Consider the following 18,742-nt stretch of genomic DNA (forward strand, 5'->3'; position numbering starts at 1 on the left):
CCCGGCCGGAGTCCACAAGATCCCTGGCGTCATCCACAGTCTTCGCCGGTTACCCACAGATCTGTCCACAGCCACGGGCGATCACACCGAGAGCAGTTCCTCCGGCAGCGGGTCACCCAGCGCCCAGGATCGGATCATCGCCGTGAAGAGCTCGGGCTTCTCCCCGTTCCACCCGTGGCCGACGCCGGGCGCCAGGCGAGCCTGCCCCTCGGGGAAGGCCGCGGCGATGCCCGCCAGCGACCGCCTGATCAGCTCGTGCTCGTTCTCCCCCGCGACGGCGAGGACCCGACACGGGGAGTCCTTCGACTGATCGGGCACCCGGAAATCCAGGACCTCCTCGTTGACCCTGCGAAAGGCCTGCCGGGTCATGGCGCGGACCGCGGCGCGATAGCCCTCGAAGTCCTCCGGCGGCACGCCGAGATTGCGGGCGTTGGCCCGCACCACGGGCCCCCAGCCGATGATCGGCCCCATCACCCTGCCGATGAGCCGCATCGTGCCTGGATTGGGGAAGGGCAGGACGTTGACCCCGCTCACGACGGCGCTGCTCAGGAGCTCTGGGCTGGTGGCGGCCAGGTGTGCGGCGACGTATCCGCCCAGGGACAGCCCGACCACGTGGGCCTTCCCGTCCGGTGTCCGTGCCGAGATCGTCTCGGCCACGAGCTCGGCCGTGTCGGCGATCGAGACCCATGGGTGGGCGTTGCTCCGCCCGTGGCCGGGAAGGTCGGGCACCAGAACCCGCAGGTCGGCGGCGAGAGCGGGGATCTGCCTCTTCCACATCCAGCCGCTGGTTCCCGCACCGTGGAGCAGCACCACCGCCGGCCCGTCATCGGGCCCCGCATCCTGGACAAAGATCGCCATAGGCGTCATGCTCGCACGTCCTCGCGCCGGTGCCGCCGCCAGCCTGTGGATGACGGGTCTGTGGATGAGCGGCCATGTCCACAGAATCCAGTTCTGTCGCTCCGCGCCAGGGGACGCCCTAGGAAGGTCTGGGGCCGGAGGTGGTCCCATTGGCCGCGAAAGATCAGCTGGGCAGGTACGGCGAGCAGCTCGCCGCGGACTTTCTGGTGGCACGGGGCATGAGCGTCCTGGCCCGCAACTGGCGCTGTCCTGAGGGTGAGATCGACATCGTCGCGCGTGACGGGAACGCGATGGTCGTCGTGGAGGTGAAGACCCGCTCGAGTCGACGTCACGGCACGGCGTTCGAGGCGGTCACGCACGACAAGCTCGTACGGCTGCGCTCCCTGGCGCGACTGTGGCTGGCGACGCAGGCGGAGCGGTTCGACACGGTGCGGGTCGACGTGGTCGCCCTGGAGCGGTTCGCGGGCGACTTCTCCCTCCGCCACGAGCGCGGGGTGATCTGACATGACGGTCGCGAGGACGCGATGCGTCGCCCTGGTCGGCGTGACCGGGCACATCATCGAGATCGAGGCCGACGTCGGCCCCGGGATGGTCGGCACGCACTTCATCGGCCTCCTGGACACCGCGATCACCGAGTCTCGCGGGCGTGTCCGTTCCGCGTTGATCAACAGTCGCTTCGAGTGGCCGGACGCCAGGGTGACGGTCAGCCTGTTCCCCGCGAGCCTCCCGAAGCGCGGGTCGATCTTCGACCTGGCGATCGCGATCGCCGTCCTCGGCGCGGCGGGCGCGGTCCCGGCCCAGCGCGTGGCCGAGCCCGTGTTTCTCGGCGAGCTCGGGCTGGACGGCCGCGTGCGGCCGGTCAGGGGCGTGCTGCCCGCCGTGTTGTCCGCAGCCGAGGCGGGGGCGCGCACCGTCGTGGTGCCCTCGCTCAACGCCGCTGAGGCGTCCCTGGTGCCCGGCCTGACCGTGGTGCCGGTCGCCACCCTCTCCGAACTCGTGGGCTGGCTGCGCTCGGGTGATCTCCACAGCCTGGCGGTCGTCGCGGACGCCGCCACGCTGGAAGGCGACGGGCCCCACCCGGACGGCCCCGCATGGGTCGGAGGGGGGACGGCCCGGACCGGCGGAGTCACCGTCCGCACCGGCCCTCGAGGCGAGCAGCCGCCCGGCGGCCGGCCCTACGGCGCGCCGGAGGTCGATCTGCGCGACGTCGCGGGCCAGCCCATGGGACGCAAGGCTCTGGAGGTGTGCGCGGCGGGAGGCCACAACCTGTGGATGCTCGGCCCGGCGGGCACCGGCAAGACCATGCTCGCCGAGCGGCTGCCGACGCTGTTGCCGGCGCTCTCCCAGGATCAGGCGCTGGAGGTCACCGCCATCCACTCGGTCGCGGGGACTCTCCCACGCGGCCGTCCGCTGCTCGCCAGGCCTCCCTTCATGGCCCCGCATCACACGGCGACGGTGGCGGCCGTCGTCGGCGGAGGCGCGGGCGGCCTGGTCCGGCCCGGCGCGGTGTCGCTCTCGCATCGGGGCGTGCTCTTCCTCGACGAGGCCCCGGAATTCGGCTCCGGCGTGCTCGACTCGCTCCGGCAGCCCCTCGAATCAGGCACGGTGACGATCTCCCGGGCGACGAACACGGTCACCTTTCCCGCGCGTTTCATGCTGGTGCTGGCCGCCAATCCCTGTCCGTGCGGGCGCAACGGCTCACCGGGGAGTGCCTGCGACTGCACGCCGACCATGCGGCGGCGCTATCTCGCCCGGCTGTCCGGCCCCCTTCTGGACCGCATCGACGTGAAGGTCAGAGTCGGCCGGGCGACCCGGGCCGAGTTGCTCGCCGATCGGCGGTTCGCCGAATCCAGCTCCGTGGTGGCCGAGCGTGTCCTCTTCGCCCGTGAGCGTGCCGCCAAACGTCTGGCGGGCACACCGTGGCAGACCAACGCGGAAGTGTCGTCGGCGGCGCTGCACACCGATTTCCGGCTGCCGGGCGGCGCCCTCGCGCCCCTGCATCGAGGGCTCGACCAGGGCACACTCAGCACGCGCGGGCTGGACCGGATCCTGCGCGTCGCCTGGACGCTCACGGACCTCGAGGGCAAGGACCGCCCCGGCGAGGCCGAGACGTCGGCGGCGCTGGGGATGTGGCTGGGGGTGGAGTGATGGGGACGCCGCTCGACTCCGGCACGCGGACGCGGGAGGACGACCGCACGGCCAGGGTCGCGCTCATGCGGATGGCCGAGGCGGGCGATCCGGTCATGGGCCGCCTGATCGCCTGGTGCGGCCCCCGGCAGGCGCTGGAGCAGGTCCGCCGAGGGTCGCTGGATCCGGATTTCGCCACGAAGGAGAACGAACTGGCCGAGCGATCGAGGCGGCGGTCCGACCTGGCGCGACTGGTCGCGGCCTGGGCCGCCCGCTACACCGACCCGGACGCCGATCTGGCTCTGGGGCGGGAGCGGGGAGCCCGGCTGATCATTCCCGGCGACTCCGAGTGGCCCACCCAGCTGGACGATCTCGGTGACGCCCGGCCCTTCGGGCTCTGGCTGGACGGCCAGGCGAACCTGCGCTTCGCCTGCCTGCGGTCTGTCGCGATCGTCGGCGCGAGGGCCGCGACGCCTTATGGCGTCCAGGTGGCCGCCCAGCTCGGGTCGGAGCTCAGCATCCGGGGATGGACGGTCGTCAGCGGCGGCGCCTACGGCATCGACGCCGCGGCCCATCGCGGGGCCCTCGCGGGCGGCTCGCCCACGGTGGTCACCCTGGCCTGCGGGGTCGACGAGTGCTACCCCCGCGCTCACGAAGATCTCTTCCGCGTGGTCCGGTCCCAGGGTGTGGTCGTCAGCGAATGGCCGCCCGGCGCCCACCCGACGCGGCCGCGCTTCCTGGTCAGGAACCGCGTGATCGCGGCGCTGTCGCGCGGGACGATCGTCGTGCAGGCGGCCGCCCGCAGCGGCGCGCTCAACACCGCGACGCACGCGGCCGGGCTGAACAGGCATCTGATGGCCGTGCCCGGACCGATCACCGCCGTGACCTCCGAGGGCTGCCACATGCTGATCCGTTCCGGCAAGGCCGTGTGCGTGACCTCGCATGAAGAGGTGATCGACCTCGTCGGCTCGATCGGCGCCGACCTCGCGCCGGAGCGCCGAGGACCGATCCGGCCGCGTGACGAGCTGAACGACGAGACCAGACGTGTGCTCGAGGCCGTGCCCGCGCGCGGAGGCGCCGGACCGGCCGTGATCGCCGTCGCAGCCGGAGTCGATCTCACCACGGCGATCGGCTGCCTCGGCGGTCTCGCCGCCGCCGGTTTCGTCGAGCCCGTCGCCCGTGGATGGCGCCTGCGGCGGCAGGCGGACCTCCAGGGCCGGGGAGATCACGCTCGCTAGCATGGAGGCCATGACCGGCGACATCGTGGTCCGCGGCACCGGGGAGACGGCTGAAGCCGTCCTGGCCCTGTTCGAGCGGCATCTGCGCCTGGAAAGGGACCTGTCGCCGCACACTGTGCGGGCCTACGTCGGGGACATCACCTCACTGCTCGGTCATCTCCGGGCCGCCGGTCATGCGAGCCTCGACACCCTGGACGTGAGCGCCCTGCGGGACTGGCTCGGCGATCAGCACCAGGCGGGGCGTTCCCGTGCGACTCTCGCACGCCGCACCGCCTGCGCCCGGGTCTTCACGGCCTTCTGCCACCGCCGGGGCTGGCTGGCCGTGGATCCCGGGCTGCTCCTGGGCACCGCGAAGTCGAACCGGTCGTTGCCCGCCGTCCTCGACCAGGCGGAGGCCGAAGCCGTGCTCGCCCTTGACGGGCCCGGCGATCCCAAGGACCTCCGCGATCAGGCGATCATGGAAGTCCTGTACGCCACAGGCGTCCGGGTGAGCGAGCTGTGCGGGCTCGACGTGGACGACGTCGACCGGGAACGCACGACCCTGCGGGTGATGGGCAAGGGGCGCAAGGAGCGCACCGTGCCCTTCGGGCTTCCGGCTCTCCGCGCCCTGGACGCCTGGTGCGTCCGGGGCCGCCCGCTGTGGATCCGCGAGGGCACCGGCCCCGCTCTGTTCCTCGGAGTCAGGGGCGGCCGCATCGATCAGGGCACCGTGCGGCGTGTCGTGCACGCCCGCCTCGGCCGGGCGGAGACCACGGACATGGGGCCGCACGGGCTCCGGCATACGGCCGCGACGCACATGCTGGAAGGCGGCGCCGATCTGCGCAGCGTCCAGGAGATGCTCGGCCACGCCTCCCTGGCCACCACCCAGGTCTACACCCACGTCTCGATCGAGCGGCTCAGGACCGCCTACCGCCAGGCCCACCCCCGCGCCTGACCGTTCTCGCGGGCATTCTCGCGGGCAGAGCTCGACAGCCGAGGCCCCCGCGCCGCGCTCGGCGGACGGTCAGGATTCCCATCAGGAAGGCGGCCGCCGCTCCGGCCGGCACGGTGTGAAGACTCGCCGGTACGGCGTGACGGCCCGCCGACTCCGCCGATCCTGCCGGTCCCGACAGACCCGACGATCCCGACAAACTCGACGGGCCCGACAGGGAGTCCGCCGTGGACAAGACCGGCCGCGCCCCCGACGACCGCGGTGCCGTGGACGAGTTCGGCCCTGGTCTCGACGGTCTCGACGGTGAGGGTGCCGTGGATGAGACCGGCCCTACCCCCGACGGCGACCATGGCCGGTCGGCGGCACTCGGGGCCACGCGACCGCGGACCCGAAGCGCGAGCCGCAGGGGCACCCGGCCTCCCCACCTGGGCAACAGGCGCACGTGGCCGGAGCCGAACAGGACAAGCGGGTCGAGGTAGCTCTCTCCCCGCAGGAGGCCCCAGTGCAGGCATGTCACCCGGCAGTGACCCGTCACGGGCTCCAGGACGCCGATCTTCTCCCCCGCCGCCACGGCTTGGCCCGGCCGTACCGTGGGGCGGACCGGAAGGTAGGTGGTCCGGAGCCCACCCGGATGGACGATCGTGACAGCGCCCCTGCCGCCGACTGATCCGGCGAAACCCACGGTCCCGGCCCCGGCGGCACGGATCTCCGCGCCCGGCCGCGCCGCGACGTCGACCCCCCGGTGCCCGGCGAGCCAGGGCTCAGCCGGAGGGTCGAAGCGTCTCGTCACAGCTCGCCCACCCTCGACCGGCCATCGCCACTCGGGCGGATCCGCCGTCTCGGCGGCCGCCGGCGCCGCCAGGACGGCGGGCAGAGCCAGACCAGCGGACACAGCCAGGCCAGCGGACAGAACCAGGACGGCACGGAAGAGAAGCAGCCCGAAGACGATCAAGTGAGCGCGACGCATGCCAGAACACTGCGCCAAGACCTGCGGCCGGAAGCCGCCGAACGCCGCTCTGTGGACGACCGGCCTGCGTGAGCAGACAAGCGTGGGCATGCGAACAGGCCGCCGACCTGAGCTGACCGCGTAAGCAGACCACCAGCCCGAGCTGATCGCGCGAGCAGGCCGTCGCCGACCTAAGCCGACCATCGGCCTGAGCTGATCATGCGAGCAGACCACCAGCCTGCAGGCCGTCAGCCCGGGCCGGCCGTCAGTTGGAGAAACCCTCCTTGGGCATCTCGAGATCGGGCTTGGCCAGTTCTTCGACGTTGACGTCCTTGAAGGTGACAACTCGGACGTTCTTGACGAACCTGGCCGGACGGTACATGTCCCACACCCAGGCGTCCTGCATCTTCACGTCGAAGAAGACATCCCCGTTCTCAGCCGTGCGGACATCGAGATCCACGGAGTTGGTCAGGTAGAAGCGCCGCTCGGTCTCGACAACGTAGGTGAACAGCCCGACCACGTCGCGGTACTCCCGGTAGAGCTGCAACTCCATCTCGGTCTCGTACTTTTCGAGATCCTCCGCGCTCATCCCGGTCCTCCTCTTCCACTCCCCGTCGAGATCGCCCTCTCAGACGACACCGGCCCCAACCTCATTCTCGCGCATGTCCCCATCCTGCCTGGCCCATGGGCTCGCATCCCGGAGCGGCGAGCCACGAGTCACCCTCGCCACCGTCACGAACGAGAACCGATGATGCGCGGTCGGTCCGTGAACGCCCAAAGCCCGCCGATGAGCGGGCGTGACGTACCCCTTGTGCTCGGCGAAGCCGTACTCGGGGTGGACACCGTCCAGATTGTGCATCATGCGGTCCCTGGTCACCTTGGCCACGATCGACGCGGCCGCCACACAGGCCGCGACCTGATCGCCCTTCCACACCGCGAGCGACGGGACGGGAAGACCGGGGACGGGAAACCCGTCGATCAGCACATATCCGAGATCGATCTCCAGACCGGCCACGGCCCTGCGCATGCCGGCGATGTTGCACTTGTGCAGGCCGCGCGTGTCGATCTCCCCCGGAGGTATCACCACGACGCTCACGGCCTTGGCCGAGGCGAGAACCTGATCGTACAGGCGTTCGCGCACGGCCTCGGTCAGGAGCTTGGAGTCGGCCAGACCGTCGATCTCCCGGCCCAGCACCACCGCCGCGACCACCAGCGGCCCGGCACAGGCTCCCCGCCCGGCCTCGTCCACCCCGGCGACGGGCGTGAGCCCTCGTCGGGCGAGAGCACGCTCGTAGCCGTAGAGTCCCGAATCCCGCCGTACGACACTGGGTCGCGGGCGATACGCAGCTGTCATGACGACAAGCAGATTACGCTCCATTCGGGCCCTGCGGTACGGCGAGAGCGCACTCGATCGGGGCGAGCGCAGGTCAGCTCAGTGGATTGCCGAGAAAGTCGCGGGCGGGGACAGGAAGGATCCGCGGGAAAGCGGCCAATAGCGGACGAAGGCCCGGCCGATCACGTCATCCTCCGAGATCGTCCCCTCGTGCCCGTCGTCGACGAACGACCGGGAATCCTGGGAGTCGTCGCGGTGATCGCCCATCAGCCAGAGACGGCCTGCGGGGACCCTGACGTCGAAGCGCCCGTCCGAGGGAGAGGCGCCCGGGTACACGTAGCCGCCCTGCTCGTCGAGGGGGGTGCCGTTGACCGTGATCCGATTCCGCGCGTCGCAGCACCTCACGGTGTCGCCGCCCTTGGCGATCACCCGCTTGATGGTGTCCTCTCCCGTCCAGCCCTTGAAGACGACGATGTCGCCGCGATCCACGTCACCGAACCGGTAGGCGAGCTTGTTCACCAGCACCCGGTCGTTGATGAGGAGCGTGTTCTCCATCGACTCGGACGGGATGTAGAACGACTGCAGCGCGAACACATGGACGAGGACCGCCACGGCGACGCCGCCCAGCAGGAACAGGATCGACTCCCGAGTGCCTGAGCGCTTCGCCGCCGGGGGGTCCTTCTCTTCGGCCATGATGAGCCGGCTATCGCCTGGTCAGGCGGCGGCGCAACGCGATGATCGGGATCGCTCCGGCGAACCCGGCGGCCAAGGGGGCGGCTCCGGCCGCGACCTGGAGCGCGGGCTGGGAGAACGTCTCGGGAATCGGCAGGATCTTCGCCCGGTCGAACGGCCAGACGATCACGAACGCCCGCCCGATCACCTTGTCGATGGGGATGGTCCCGCCGCCCGGATCGCCGACGTGCGACCGGGAGTCGAGGGAGACCGACCGGTGGTCGCCCATCACCCAGAGCCGGTCCGGCGGCACCTTCACCTCGAAGTCGCTCTGCGAGGGCTGATCACCGGGGTAGAGGTAGGCCTTCTCGTCGATCGCGGTGCCGTTCACCGTGACCCGGCCCTGGGCATCGCAACACTTGATCGTGTCGCCGGGCACGCCGATGACCCGCTTGATGTAGTCCTTCTCCCCCGGGACCACGCCGAACGCCGTGCCGACCCACCGGAAGAACGCGGCCACGGGGTTCGACGGCTCCTCCAGCTGGATCTCGGGATCCCAGGAGTCCACGCCGCTGAACACCACGACGTCACCGCGCTCGATGTCACGCACGCGATAGACGAGCTTGTTGACGAGCACCCTGTCGTTCTTGAGGAGGGTGTCCTCCATGGACTCAGAAGGGATGTAGAAGGCCTGGACCACGAACGACTTGATGAGCAGCGCGAGGAGTAGCGCGACCACGATCAGGACGGGCAACTCCCGCCAGAACGAGCCCTTCTTCCCCTCGCCGCCCTTGGCGGCCTGCTGGGTGTCTTCCGCGACCACGTCCACCCCGTCCTCGGCGGGCAGGTGCACTTCGAACTCCTGCCCCTCGTTAGTCATCGGTGCTGAGCCTAAATGATGTCCCTGGCAGTCACCGCCGGGGACTCGGCATCACCGGCAAAAAGAAAATGGCCCGCGCCACCTGGCACGGGCCATCGTCACGGCCTGGTCTACTTCGCGGGGAGCGCGTCGCGCTTCTCGCGGATGCGGGCGGCCTTGCCCCGCAGGTCACGCATGTAGTACAGCTTCGCCCTGCGGACGTCGCCGCGGGTGACCACGGTGATCTTCTCGATCACCGGGCTGTGCACCGGGAAGGTACGCTCGACGCCGACGCCGTAGCTGACCTTGCGAACGGTGAACGTCTCACGGGCGCCACCGCCCTGGCGGCGCAGGACGAATCCCTTGAACACCTGGATACGGGACCGGTTGCCCTCGACGACGCGGACGTGGACCTCCAGCGTGTCGCCGGGCCGGAACGCCGGTACGTCACTCCGGAGAGCGGCCTTCTCGAGCTCCTGGATCTGCGTGTGCATGGCAGCGGTTCCTCTTGACATGGGCGCGCGGAGGTCCGCCCGGCCGATCTGGGAAGGTCGGCAGCGAGGGGGACACGCACGCTTGGCTTGATACGTCTGACTTGCTACGTACTGTTTGTGGACCGGGCCTCGCCCGGTCACGCCGCCACAATGAAAATCGGCAGCAGCGACTCAGTTTGCCATATCTTCCGGCCCCGCGCGAAACGCGTCGCCGGAAGCCTTGCGCTCCAGCTCTTCCAGGACGCGCCTGTCGTGCGCGTCCAGGGTTCCGGAGTCGAGTCTCGCGAGGAGTTCCGGCCGCTTCTCCAAGGTACGGCGGAACGCCTCGTCGCGGCGCCACCGGGCGATCTTGCCGTGGTGGCCGGACAGGAGGATCTCCGGCACCTCGCGGCCACGCCACACGGGCGGCTTGGTGTAGACGGGCCCCTCCAGCAGGTTGGCCATCGCCCCCGGCGCGAAGGAGTCGTCCGAGACCGAGCACGCGTTGCCGAGGACCCCCGGCAGCAGGCGGCCGACGGCCTCGACGATGACGAGGACGGCCGCCTCTCCCCCGGCCAGGACGTAGTCGCCGATGCTGACCTCGTCGACCCGCAGGCGGGAGCCGTACTCGGCCATGACCCGGGAGTCGATGCCCTCATAACGGGCGGGGGTGAACAGCAGCCAGGGCTCCCTGGCGTACTCCAGCGCCACTTCCTGGGTGAACGGCCGGCCACTCGGCGTGGGCACGATCATCCGGGGCGGCACCGACACGTCGCCTTCCGGCCGGCCCTGGGCGACCACGGCGTCGATCGCCTCGCCCCAGATCTCCGGCTTCATCACCATTCCGGGGCCGCCGCCGTACGGCGTGTCGTCGACGGTCTTGTGGATGTCGCGGGCCCAGTCACGGAGCTGGTGCAGCCGGATGTCCAGGATGCCGCGGTCGCGGGCCTTGCCCATGAGCGAGACGTCCAGCGGCGCGAAGTACTCCGGGAAGATCGAGATGATGTCGACGCGCACGGGCCCGGCCTCCCTACTCCGACTCGCCGAGATCGAACAGGCCCGGCGGGGCGGCGACGACGAGCAGGCCCTTCTCGAGGTCGATCTCGGGTACGAGCGCCTTGACGAACGGCACGTAGACCTCGTCCCGGGACGGGCGGCGCACCACCAGCAGGTCCTGGCCGTGGTGGAGGACCTCGGCGACCTCCCCCACGCTCTCCCCGTCGGTCGTCACGACGGTGAGGCCCACGAGTTGGTGATCGTGGAACTCGTCCGGATCGTCCAGCGCGGGGATGTCGGCGGAGTCGACCACCAGCAGCGTGCCGCGCAGCGTCTCCGCGGCGTCCCTGTCGTGCACGCCGGCGATGGCGAGCAGCAGGATCCCGGCGTTCCAGCGAGCCCGCTCGACCACGAGCGGCCCCAGACCTGCGGGTTCGGTGGCCAGAGCCGTACCAGGGGCGAAACGCTGCTCGGGGTCGTCGGTGCGCACCTCGATCGTGACCTCGCCCCGCACTCCGTGCGGCCGGCCGATCCTGCCCACGACTAGCTGCACTTGTCGCCTTCCTCCGAACGTCTGTGGAACCTCGGTCGCGACGTCGTCACGGCCCCTGAAACGAACCGGGGGACCCTCGCATGAGGGTCCCCCGGCCGTACGGTTCTACTCAGCGGGCCTCGTCCAGATCGACCAGGTCGACCCGCACGTACTTGCCGTCGGCCAAGGCGGTCACCACGGTGCGCAGCGCCTTCGCCGTACGGCCCCCGCGGCCGATTACCTTGCCGAGGTCCTCGGGATGTACCCGAACCTCGAGGACGCGCCCGGTGCGAATGCGCCGGGCTCGGACCCGGACCTCGTCGGGATGCTCGACGATGCCCTTAACCAGGTGCTCGAGGGCTTCCTCGAGCACCTCAGGACCCGCCTTCCGGCTTCTCCTCGGCGGCGGGCGCCTCAGTGGTCTCTTCGGCCTTGGCCGGCTTCTTGGCCTTCTTCGGCGTGGTGGCGGCACCGGTGTCGCTGGACAGCGACTCCTTGGCCGCGGCCTCGTAGGCGGCGTGACGGTCGGCCTTCGGCTCGGCGACCAGGAGCGGCGCCGGAGCGGCCTCGCCCTTGAACTTCTGCCAGTCGCCGGTCAGCTTGAAAAGCTTGAGAACCGGGTCGGTCGGCTGTGCGCCGACGCTCAGCCAGTACTGTGCCCGGTCGGAGTTCACCTCGATGCGCGAGGGGTGCTCCTTCGGGTGGTACAGGCCGATCTCTTCGATCGCACGGCCGTCACGCTTGGTGCGGCTGTCGGCGACGACGATGCGGTACTGCGGGTTACGGATCATCCCGAGCCGCTTGAGCTTGATCTTGACTGCCACGGGTGTGGTCTCTCCTGCATTAGAGCGTGGGTGAGCGGTGTCTCATCGAGTGGGGCACGATGAGAGCCCGCCCGAGGGACAGACGCGACCGGCGGGGGTGAGAGGGCACCCGCCATGGCCACGATGTTCCAGCTAGACATTCTGCCAGACACTCACAGGTGCTCGGCCAATCGCCGCCGATGTGACGTCGACGAATTCGTGATCGAGACGCGGATCGGCGGCCGGAGAAGGCTTACTGCTGGCCGGGGAGCTTGAACTTGGACGGGTCGAACCCGGGCGGAAGCTGCAGATTGCCGAGCGCGCCGCCACGAGGCTGGGGGGTCTCCTCCGCCCCGGACTTGATCTGCCCCGCCTTGCGGGGGTCGCCGCTCACACGGCGGCCCTTCTTGGCCTTCTGCGCCTTCTGCGCCTTGTTCCGGCCTCCCGGCATGCCGGGGATCCCCATGCCCTGGCTCATCCGCTTCATCATCTTCTGCGCTTCGAAGAAACGGACCACGAGTCCGCTCACCTCGGTGACGGTCACGCCGGAGCCCTTCGCGATGCGGGCGCGGCGCGAGCCGTTGATGAGCTTCGGCTCCTGGCGCTCGCCGGGGGTCATCGAGCGGATGATCGCGGCGATGCGGTCCAGATCGCGGTCGTCGACCTGGTTGAGCTGGTCCCGCATCTGCCCCATGCCGGGCATCATGCCGAGGAGGTTCTTGATGGGGCCCATCTTGCGGACCATCATCATCTGCTCGAGGAAGTCGTCGAGCGTGAAGCCGTCCCCGGAGACGAGCTTCTCCGCCATCTTGGCGGCTTCCTGCTCGTCGAAGGTCTTCTGGGCCTGCTCGATCAGGGTGAGGATGTCACCCATGTCGAGGATCCGGCCCGCCATGCGGTCCGGGTGGAACGCGTCGAAGTCGGCGAGCTTCTCACCCGTCGACGCGAACATGATCGGACGGCCGGTGACGTGCCGGACGGACAGGGCGGCGCCGCCGCGGGCGTCGCCGTCGAGCTTGGTGAGGACGACGCCGTCGAAGCCGACCCCGTCCATGAACGCCTGGGCGGTGCTGACGGCGTCCTGACCGATCATCGCGTCGACCACGAACAGCACCTCGTCGGGGCTGATCGCGTCGCGGATGTCGGCGGCCTGCCGCATCAGCTCCTGGTCGATGCCCAGCCGTCCCGCGGTGTCGACGATGACCACGTCGTGCTGCTGCCGCCTGGCGTGCTCGATCGACTGCCTGGCGACCGCGACCGGGTCCCCGACTCCGTTGCCCGGCTCGGGCGCGAAGACGGCCACCTCGGCCCGCTCGGCCATGACCGACAACTGCTGGACCGCGTTGGGACGCTGGAGGTCACAGGCGACGAGCAGCGGAGCGTGACCCTGGTCCCGCAGCCATTTGGCGAGCTTGCCCGCGAGGGTCGTCTTGCCCGATCCCTGGAGACCGGCGAGCATCACGACGGTGGGCGGCGTCTTGGCGTAGCGCAGCCGCCGCGTCTCGCCACCGAGGATCTCGATCAGTTCGTCATTGACGATCTTCACGACTTGCTGGGCGGGATTCAGTGCCTGGGAGACCTCGGCTCCGCGGGCTCGCTCCTTGATCCGCGCCACGAAATCCTTGACGACCGCCAGCGCGACGTCCGCCTCGAGCAACGCGATGCGAATCTCACGGCAGGTCGCGTCGATGTCGGCGTCGGAAAGCCTGCCTTTGGACCGAAGGGAGGAGAAGACCGAAGTCAGCCGGTCGGAAAGCGTCTCGAACACGTGATTGGCCAGCCTCGAAGCAAGTGAACAGTCAGTGGACTAAGCGTCGTGTCCCCCAGCCTATCCGTCCAGACGGCCTGCGCGCCCGGGCCGCCGCGATCACGTCATCGGCCGCATACGCCTTGGACGGGAGCCGCCACGGTCAGACGCGGCCTCTCTGGAGGAAGAATCGCGACGCCGGAGAGCCGGCAGGGGCAGGCGACGGCGTGGACGCCGGCCAGCGGCGGAGCATGGAGACGGAACCGTCCGAGCAGGGCCAAGCTCGCGACATACTGCCGCCTCATTGGGGTTTCCAGTGCTCTGACCAGCAGCCACGCGGCCAGCACGGCGACGAAGCCGACTATCGCCTAACTCCTGGTCTCAGGTGCGTACCGGTTCGCCATGGGCAGCAGCACAGAGCGGAGGAGTCCCAGGAGTGCGCGGAATCGAGTCCCAAACGCCGATCATGCGGGAACGACAGCGGAGCACGCGCTCTCGGCCCGGGCGACGACTACGCGCGGTTCCCGTCGGGGACGGCGACCCGCATGGTCAGCGCGTGCTCGACCAGCGTGATGAGCGTGCCCTTGACCGAGTCCCTGTTGCGGGCGTCGGTCCGGACGACCGGAACGTGCGAGGACAGGGTGAGCGCCTCGCGCACCTCGTTCTCACTGTGCGGGTGGTGCCCGCCGAAGCCGTTCAGGCCCACCACGAACGGCAACTGGGCTTCTTCGAAATAGTCCACCGCAGGGAAACTGTCGGCGAGCCGCCGCGTGTCCACCAGCACCACGGCGCCGATCGCACCGCGTACCAAGTCGTCCCACATGAACCAAAATCGGTGCTGGCCAGGCGTTCCGAACAAATAAAGGATCAAATCCTGATCCAGCGACACACGGCCGAAGTCCATCGCCACCGTCGTCGTGGTCTTGTGCGGCGTCAATCCGACATCGTCGATGCCCGCCGAGGCGTCGGTCATCACCGCCTCGGTCGTCAACGGGACGATCTCCGACACCGCTCCGACGAAGGTGGTCTTGCCCACGCCGAAACCACCCGCAACGACGATCTTCGTCGAAGTCAGCCCACGACTAGAGCCTGCGAAGTCCACTGAGCACCCTTTCCAGCAAGTTCAGATCCGGCTTACCCGCGTCCAGCTGCGGCTGGTGCACGTGCACCAGCCCTTCCGCCGCCATGTCCCCGACCACCACGCGCACCACGCCCAGCGGCATCCGCAGCAGAGCGGAGATCTCCGCCACCGACCGCACCTGACGGCACAGCGAGCTGATCGCCTGACGCTCCGGGGTCAGGATGGACAGATCCTGGTGGATGGACGTGGCGGAGGACACGAGTGCCTCCATGGCGAGCTGGAGGCGAGGGGCAGTCCGCCCCCCGGTCACTGCATAGGGGCGCACCAGAGAGCTACGCTCCGGCGAAGGGGGCGGGGTCGATTGACCCGGGTTCGTGCCGCCGTAGTACCGGTGGGCGTCGTCCACCGGCGGATATGGCTCATTGCTCCAGCCGCCGCCTGCCACAACGTCCTCCTGACCTGCTCGTGCTCGCTCGGGAACTCACTGACCCCCTGGCCGCCTCGCTTTCAGGCCGCTTCTTCCGCCCTAGGCTCGACCGCTTCGAACCACATGTCACCTGGGATGAGACGACTGAAGCTCGGCGCGAACCGCCGGCGTCAGCACCTGACCCGCACGCTCGACCAGCAATGTCATCTGGTAGGCCACCAAACCCATGTCGGAGTCGGCCGAGGCCAGCACCGCGAGACAGGATCCGTCACTGATCGACATGATCAGCAGCAGGCCCCGCTGCATCTCGACCACCGTCTGGGTCACGGGTCCGCCTTCGAAGACCCGGGAGGCTCCCTGGGTCAAGCTGATCAAACCCGCGGAAACCGCGGCCAGCTGATCCGCCCGATCCTTCGGAAACCCGTCGGAGTACGCCAACGGCAACCCGTCCGACGACACCACCACGGTGTGCGCCACTCCAGGCACGTTATTGACGAAATCGGTGATCAACCAGTTGATGCCGCGTGCGGCCTGGCTCATTTCCCTCATCGGTCCTCCTTCTCAGTGCCGTGGGCACCGTTCTCGCCCAGTGGCACCGCCCCGGGGTAGCCCATTTCCTCGTTCGTGTCTCCCTTTGCGGCCGCCCGTGCCTGCCTGACTCCCTGCTGGAAGCTGGAGAGCCTGCTCCGCACCCGATCGGGCGAGAGCACGGGCGGGGGGGAGCTCACGGGAGTCGCGACGGACTCGGGAGCGGAGGCGGTGGCCGAGCCGGGCACCAGGTTCGCCTTGGGTACGCGCTTGGGCAGCCCTGAAGAGGTCACGCCTCCGAGCGCGGGCTCGCTGGCCGCCTTGGCCGCCTGCCAGCCTGCGTCGGCCGGAGAGGACCATGCCTTGTTCTCCACCGGGTCGACGCCGGAGTCCGTCTTCTCGATCTGCGTGTCAACCTTCTTGAACCAGTCGGACTCCACAGCCGCGAAGATCGGCAAGAACTCCTCCTCCGCCTCCATTGGCGAGGTCCGCACCACAGGCAGTGGACCCGTGTTGTCGACATCCCCGTTGAACGGGCCTCGGCCGGGTCGTCCCGACCAGCCGCCGTTGTCCTGCTGCTGTTGCGCCGGCCACGACCCGCTTCCCGGAGAGGGCAGATGACCCGGCCACGGCGTGTCCACCGGAGCCTCGCCGACCCGGGGCTGCCCGAAGGTGTTCGGCTCGAAGGAACTCCGGTCGAAGGCGCCGGTATCGAACGGGTCGCGCGCGAACGGATCCGGCTCGGGACCACGCGCGAAGGGGCTGGGGTCGAAGGGGTCGCGCGCGAACGGATCCTGCTCCCTGCCTCGTTCGAACGGCGTGGGGTCGAACGGATCGCGGGCGAAGGTCTCGAACGGCCCGCGCTCCAGACCGCCGCTCCTGGCCACGCTGGGCTCGTCCGCTCCGTACACCGGCGTCCGCGGCATCGCCTCGAACGGGGTGGGGCTGGCGAGAGCCGGCGCGCCGAACGACGCGCCGAGCTGGCCGGCGCCGCCCACGGCGGGCATCGGGCTGGTCAGCTCAGGCTGGGGCATGCCCGGGTAGGCGGGGCCCGCGGCGGCGAGCAACGATTCGGGCAGCAGGACCATGGCGGTGAGGCCGCCGGACTCCTGCGGCCGCATCTGCACCCGGATGCCGTGGCGGAGCGCCAGGCGGCCGACCACGAACAGGCCCATTCGGCGGGAGACGGAGACGTCGACGACCGGCGGGTTGGCGAGGCGGTGGTTCGCCTGGGCCAGCTCGTCGCCCGTCATCCCGATGCCCATGTCGCTGACCGAGATGATCAGGCCGCCGCCGTCGATGCGATTACTGGCCACGGTGACCTTGGTCTCGCCCGACGAGAACGCGATGGCGTTCTCGACCAGCTCGGCCACGAGGTGGACGACGTCGTTGACGGACTGGCCGACCACCGCCACGCCGGACTGAACCTGGAGGTCCACCCGCTCGTAGTTCTCGACCTCCGACAGCGAGGCGCGGACCACGTCCACGACCGGGACCGGCTGGCCCCAGCGCCGTGTGGGTTCCTGACCGGCGAGGACCAGGAGGTTCTCACTGTTGCGGCGCATGCGCGTCGCCAGGTGGTCGAGCTTGAACAGGTTGCCGAGCCGCTGCTCGTCCTGCTCGCCCTGCTCCAGGCCGTCGATCAGCGACAGTTGCCGCTCGACCAGGGTCTGCGTACGGCGGGACAGGTTGACGAACATCGAGTTGACGTTGCTGCGCAGACGGGCCTCGTCACCCGCCAGGCGTACGGCTTCGCGGTGGACCTCGTCGAAGGCCCGGGCGACTTCACCGATCTCGTCGCGGGCGACCACGCCGATCGGGGCGATGGCCGGAACCTCACTCGCCTCACCGGCCTCACGCAGCTTCTGGACCATGTCGGGCAGGCGCCGCCCGGCGATCTCCAGGGCCTCCCGGCGCAGGCGGCGCAGCGGCCCCACGAGCGACCGCGCGACGCCGGTGGTGAACAGCAGGACCGCGATCAGCAGCGCGGCCACGGCGACGCCGACGATGATCGCCCGCTGCTGCTCGTCGTCCTTGAGCGTCGCGCTCCTGGCGACGATCGACGCGGTGAGCTTGGTCTCGACGGACCGCATCCGGTTGATGGGATCCGACACGGAGTCGAACCACTCGCGGTTCTCGTCCCTGGTCGTGTAGTCGAGATTCTCGAGCGAGAAGCCGGCGTTGGCACGGTCGAGCACGAGGGTGCGGAGGAACTCCGCCTGGTCGACCTTGTTACCGGTGACGGTGTTGTCGAACTCGGCCCGTTCCTGCGTGGTCGCACTCTTGCGGAATGCCTTCAGCTCGCTGTCCTCGGCGGAGACGGCACCGAGGAAGTCCTGCAGCTGTGTCTGGTCGAACCGATGGGCCGGCAGGACGGTCGCCAGCAGTCCCCGCTGGAGGGAGAGATTCTCCTTGGCCTTGGCGAGGGCCGCCAGGGTGACCGACGCCGCGGCCAGGTTGTCGTCCTGCGTGCCCTTGGCGAGCTCGTCCTGCAACGCCAGGAGGTCGTCGACGACGAGGGTGTACTGGGTGATCACGGCGCCGGGGAGGAGCGTCCCTCGAACGGCCTGCTCGCGGAGCGGCTCGAGGCTGTCGAGCTTGCCGATGATGTGCTCGACCTCGTCGCCGGCGCGCCCTCCGACCTTGGACCGGAGGCTGGTGGCGAGCTGCCGGACGGACGTGGCCGCCTTGTCCACCTTGCCGATCTGGGCGGTCACCGTCGCCGTGGTCTTCTCCGTCCGGCCGACGGTGGCGTTCCATGCCGCCCGGTCCCGCTCGGTCTGAAGCTCCTGGGTGAGCACGGCCACGGTGTCGACGAGCCGCGCCAGGTCGTTGACCTGCTGGTAGTCGGCGGCCGTGTTGACCGAGGTGAGCACACGCAGACCGCCCAGGAGGAGCGCCGCGAGGGTGGGGACGAGGATCAGCGCGACGAGCCTGGACCGCACACGCCAGTTCCTTAACCGGAAGCGGCTCCCCTCGCCAGGATCGCGCTCAGCCGGAACACCGGTCCTCGGGCCCTGATCACTCCGGGGGTCTTTGGTCCTCACAGGCTTTCGAACCTCTCGCCGTATGTGCGCGCGGTGGGAAGACTCTCCACGAGTGTGACAGACGAGACACCAGAGACTTCCCGCGGGCGAGGGTAATTGCAGCACACCGACACCAGCGAGGCCAACCGAACACCCGTGCCCAAA

General features: G+C 69.6%; 20 protein-coding genes and 1 pseudogene. 5 read left to right on the forward strand and 16 right to left on the reverse strand.

Annotated elements, in window-relative coordinates; translation table 11 throughout:
• Positions 1-81: 81 nt before the first annotated feature.
• Positions 82-858 (reverse strand): alpha/beta fold hydrolase, encoded by a 777-nt coding sequence (locus Psi02_RS11115; RefSeq protein WP_203973388.1) that lies wholly within the window; start codon positions 856-858, stop codon positions 82-84.
• Between the two features lie 149 nt (positions 859-1,007).
• Here Psi02_RS11115 and Psi02_RS11120 point away from each other — a divergent pair, with 149 nt between their 5' ends.
• The 5 genes from Psi02_RS11120 to Psi02_RS40030 all read left to right on the forward strand — a co-directional run bounded on the left by Psi02_RS11120 (position 1,008) and on the right by Psi02_RS40030 (position 5,633).
• Positions 1,008-1,361 (forward strand): YraN family protein, encoded by a 354-nt coding sequence (locus tag Psi02_RS11120; RefSeq protein ID WP_239094792.1) that lies wholly within the window; start codon positions 1,008-1,010, stop codon positions 1,359-1,361.
• A 1-nt stretch (position 1,362) separates the two neighbouring features.
• Positions 1,363-3,006, forward strand: coding sequence for a YifB family Mg chelatase-like AAA ATPase (locus Psi02_RS11125; protein WP_203973389.1), 1,644 nt, complete (start codon positions 1,363-1,365; stop codon positions 3,004-3,006).
• A complete protein-coding gene (gene dprA / locus Psi02_RS11130; RefSeq protein WP_239094793.1) occupies positions 3,006-4,223 on the forward strand; it encodes a DNA-processing protein DprA in 1,218 nt (405 codons plus the stop codon). Before Psi02_RS11125 ends, dprA begins: the two co-directional genes overlap by 1 nt.
• A gap of 10 nt (positions 4,224-4,233) precedes the next feature.
• Complete coding sequence (locus Psi02_RS11135) at positions 4,234-5,157, forward strand: tyrosine recombinase XerC (RefSeq protein WP_239094794.1); 924 nt, start codon at positions 4,234-4,236, stop codon at positions 5,155-5,157.
• Between the two features lie 224 nt (positions 5,158-5,381).
• Positions 5,382-5,633 carry a hypothetical protein gene (locus Psi02_RS40030; protein ID WP_239094825.1) on the forward strand — a complete coding sequence of 84 codons (252 nt, stop codon included), beginning with the start codon at positions 5,382-5,384 and terminating at the stop codon, positions 5,631-5,633.
• 47 nt (positions 5,634-5,680) lie between these two features.
• On the opposite strand, the pseudogene Psi02_RS40035 reads toward Psi02_RS40030, so the two are convergent.
• From Psi02_RS40035 to Psi02_RS11210, 15 genes and pseudogenes are all read right to left on the reverse strand, one after another.
• A pseudogene (locus tag Psi02_RS40035) lies at positions 5,681-6,304 on the reverse strand (murein hydrolase activator EnvC family protein); the annotation flags it as partial.
• A gap of 61 nt (positions 6,305-6,365) precedes the next feature.
• The gene (locus Psi02_RS11145; protein ID WP_012888569.1) at positions 6,366-6,689 is read right to left on the reverse strand and encodes a DUF2469 domain-containing protein; all 324 of its coding nucleotides are present in this window, start codon (positions 6,687-6,689) and stop codon (positions 6,366-6,368) included.
• 39 nt (positions 6,690-6,728) lie between these two features.
• A complete protein-coding gene (locus Psi02_RS11150; RefSeq protein WP_203973392.1) occupies positions 6,729-7,454 on the reverse strand; it encodes a ribonuclease HII in 726 nt (241 codons plus the stop codon).
• A gap of 78 nt (positions 7,455-7,532) precedes the next feature.
• Positions 7,533-8,126 (reverse strand): signal peptidase I, encoded by a 594-nt coding sequence (lepB, locus tag Psi02_RS11155; protein ID WP_203973393.1) that lies wholly within the window; start codon positions 8,124-8,126, stop codon positions 7,533-7,535.
• A 10-nt stretch (positions 8,127-8,136) separates the two neighbouring features.
• The gene (gene lepB / locus Psi02_RS11160) at positions 8,137-8,985 is read right to left on the reverse strand and encodes a signal peptidase I (RefSeq protein ID WP_203973394.1); all 849 of its coding nucleotides are present in this window, start codon (positions 8,983-8,985) and stop codon (positions 8,137-8,139) included.
• Positions 8,986-9,095: 110 nt separating this feature from the next.
• Entirely contained in the window at positions 9,096-9,458 is a 363-nt protein-coding gene (gene rplS / locus Psi02_RS11165; RefSeq protein WP_203973395.1) for a 50S ribosomal protein L19, read from the reverse strand.
• A 171-nt stretch (positions 9,459-9,629) separates the two neighbouring features.
• Positions 9,630-10,454: a tRNA (guanosine(37)-N1)-methyltransferase TrmD gene (gene trmD, locus Psi02_RS11170; protein WP_203973396.1), complete on the reverse strand. Its 825-nt coding sequence runs from the start codon at positions 10,452-10,454 to the stop codon at positions 9,630-9,632.
• 13 nt (positions 10,455-10,467) lie between these two features.
• Positions 10,468-10,986, reverse strand: coding sequence for a ribosome maturation factor RimM (rimM, locus tag Psi02_RS11175; protein ID WP_203973397.1), 519 nt, complete (start codon positions 10,984-10,986; stop codon positions 10,468-10,470).
• A 109-nt stretch (positions 10,987-11,095) separates the two neighbouring features.
• The gene (locus tag Psi02_RS11180) at positions 11,096-11,338 is read right to left on the reverse strand and encodes an RNA-binding protein (RefSeq protein WP_203973398.1); all 243 of its coding nucleotides are present in this window, start codon (positions 11,336-11,338) and stop codon (positions 11,096-11,098) included.
• Position 11,339: 1 nt separating this feature from the next.
• Positions 11,340-11,789 carry a 30S ribosomal protein S16 gene (rpsP, locus tag Psi02_RS11185; protein ID WP_203954852.1) on the reverse strand — a complete coding sequence of 150 codons (450 nt, stop codon included), beginning with the start codon at positions 11,787-11,789 and terminating at the stop codon, positions 11,340-11,342.
• 232 nt (positions 11,790-12,021) lie between these two features.
• On the reverse strand, positions 12,022-13,536 hold the full coding sequence (gene ffh, locus Psi02_RS11190) for a signal recognition particle protein (RefSeq protein WP_203973399.1): 1,515 nt from the start codon (positions 13,534-13,536) through the stop codon (positions 12,022-12,024).
• Positions 13,537-14,026: 490 nt separating this feature from the next.
• Complete coding sequence (locus Psi02_RS11195) at positions 14,027-14,590, reverse strand: GTP-binding protein (protein ID WP_203955035.1); 564 nt, start codon at positions 14,588-14,590, stop codon at positions 14,027-14,029.
• A 7-nt stretch (positions 14,591-14,597) separates the two neighbouring features.
• Positions 14,598-15,002, reverse strand: coding sequence for a DUF742 domain-containing protein (locus Psi02_RS11200; protein WP_203973565.1), 405 nt, complete (start codon positions 15,000-15,002; stop codon positions 14,598-14,600).
• A gap of 147 nt (positions 15,003-15,149) precedes the next feature.
• Positions 15,150-15,572, reverse strand: coding sequence for a roadblock/LC7 domain-containing protein (locus tag Psi02_RS11205; RefSeq protein ID WP_275415182.1), 423 nt, complete (start codon positions 15,570-15,572; stop codon positions 15,150-15,152).
• Positions 15,569-18,496, reverse strand: coding sequence for a nitrate- and nitrite sensing domain-containing protein (locus Psi02_RS11210; protein WP_203973400.1), 2,928 nt, complete (start codon positions 18,494-18,496; stop codon positions 15,569-15,571). The genes Psi02_RS11205 and Psi02_RS11210 overlap by 4 nt, the downstream gene beginning before the upstream one ends.
• Positions 18,497-18,742: the final 246 nt, after the last annotated feature.

The organism is Planotetraspora silvatica (assembly GCF_016863315.1).
Taxonomy (GTDB): Bacteria; Actinomycetota; Actinomycetes; order Streptosporangiales; family Streptosporangiaceae; genus Planotetraspora; species Planotetraspora silvatica.

Coding starts and splice junctions, on each gene's coding strand:
- dprA (WP_239094793.1), top strand. CDS start 3,006: ATGGGGACGCCGCTCGACTCCGGCACGCGGACGCGGGAGGACGACCGC.
- Psi02_RS11145 (WP_012888569.1), bottom strand. CDS start 6,689: ATGAGCGCGGAGGATCTCGAAAAGTACGAGACCGAGATGGAGTTGCAG.
- lepB (WP_203973394.1), bottom strand. CDS start 8,985: ATGACTAACGAGGGGCAGGAGTTCGAAGTGCACCTGCCCGCCGAGGAC.
- Psi02_RS11125 (WP_203973389.1), top strand. CDS start 1,363: ATGACGGTCGCGAGGACGCGATGCGTCGCCCTGGTCGGCGTGACCGGG.
- Psi02_RS11205 (WP_275415182.1), bottom strand. CDS start 15,572: ATGAGGGAAATGAGCCAGGCCGCACGCGGCATCAACTGGTTGATCACC.
- rplS (WP_203973395.1), bottom strand. CDS start 9,458: ATGCACACGCAGATCCAGGAGCTCGAGAAGGCCGCTCTCCGGAGTGAC.
- Psi02_RS11135 (WP_239094794.1), top strand. CDS start 4,234: ATGACCGGCGACATCGTGGTCCGCGGCACCGGGGAGACGGCTGAAGCC.
- lepB (WP_203973393.1), bottom strand. CDS start 8,126: ATGGCCGAAGAGAAGGACCCCCCGGCGGCGAAGCGCTCAGGCACTCGG.
- Psi02_RS11150 (WP_203973392.1), bottom strand. CDS start 7,454: ATGACAGCTGCGTATCGCCCGCGACCCAGTGTCGTACGGCGGGATTCG.
- Psi02_RS11115 (WP_203973388.1), bottom strand. CDS start 858: ATGGCGATCTTTGTCCAGGATGCGGGGCCCGATGACGGGCCGGCGGTG.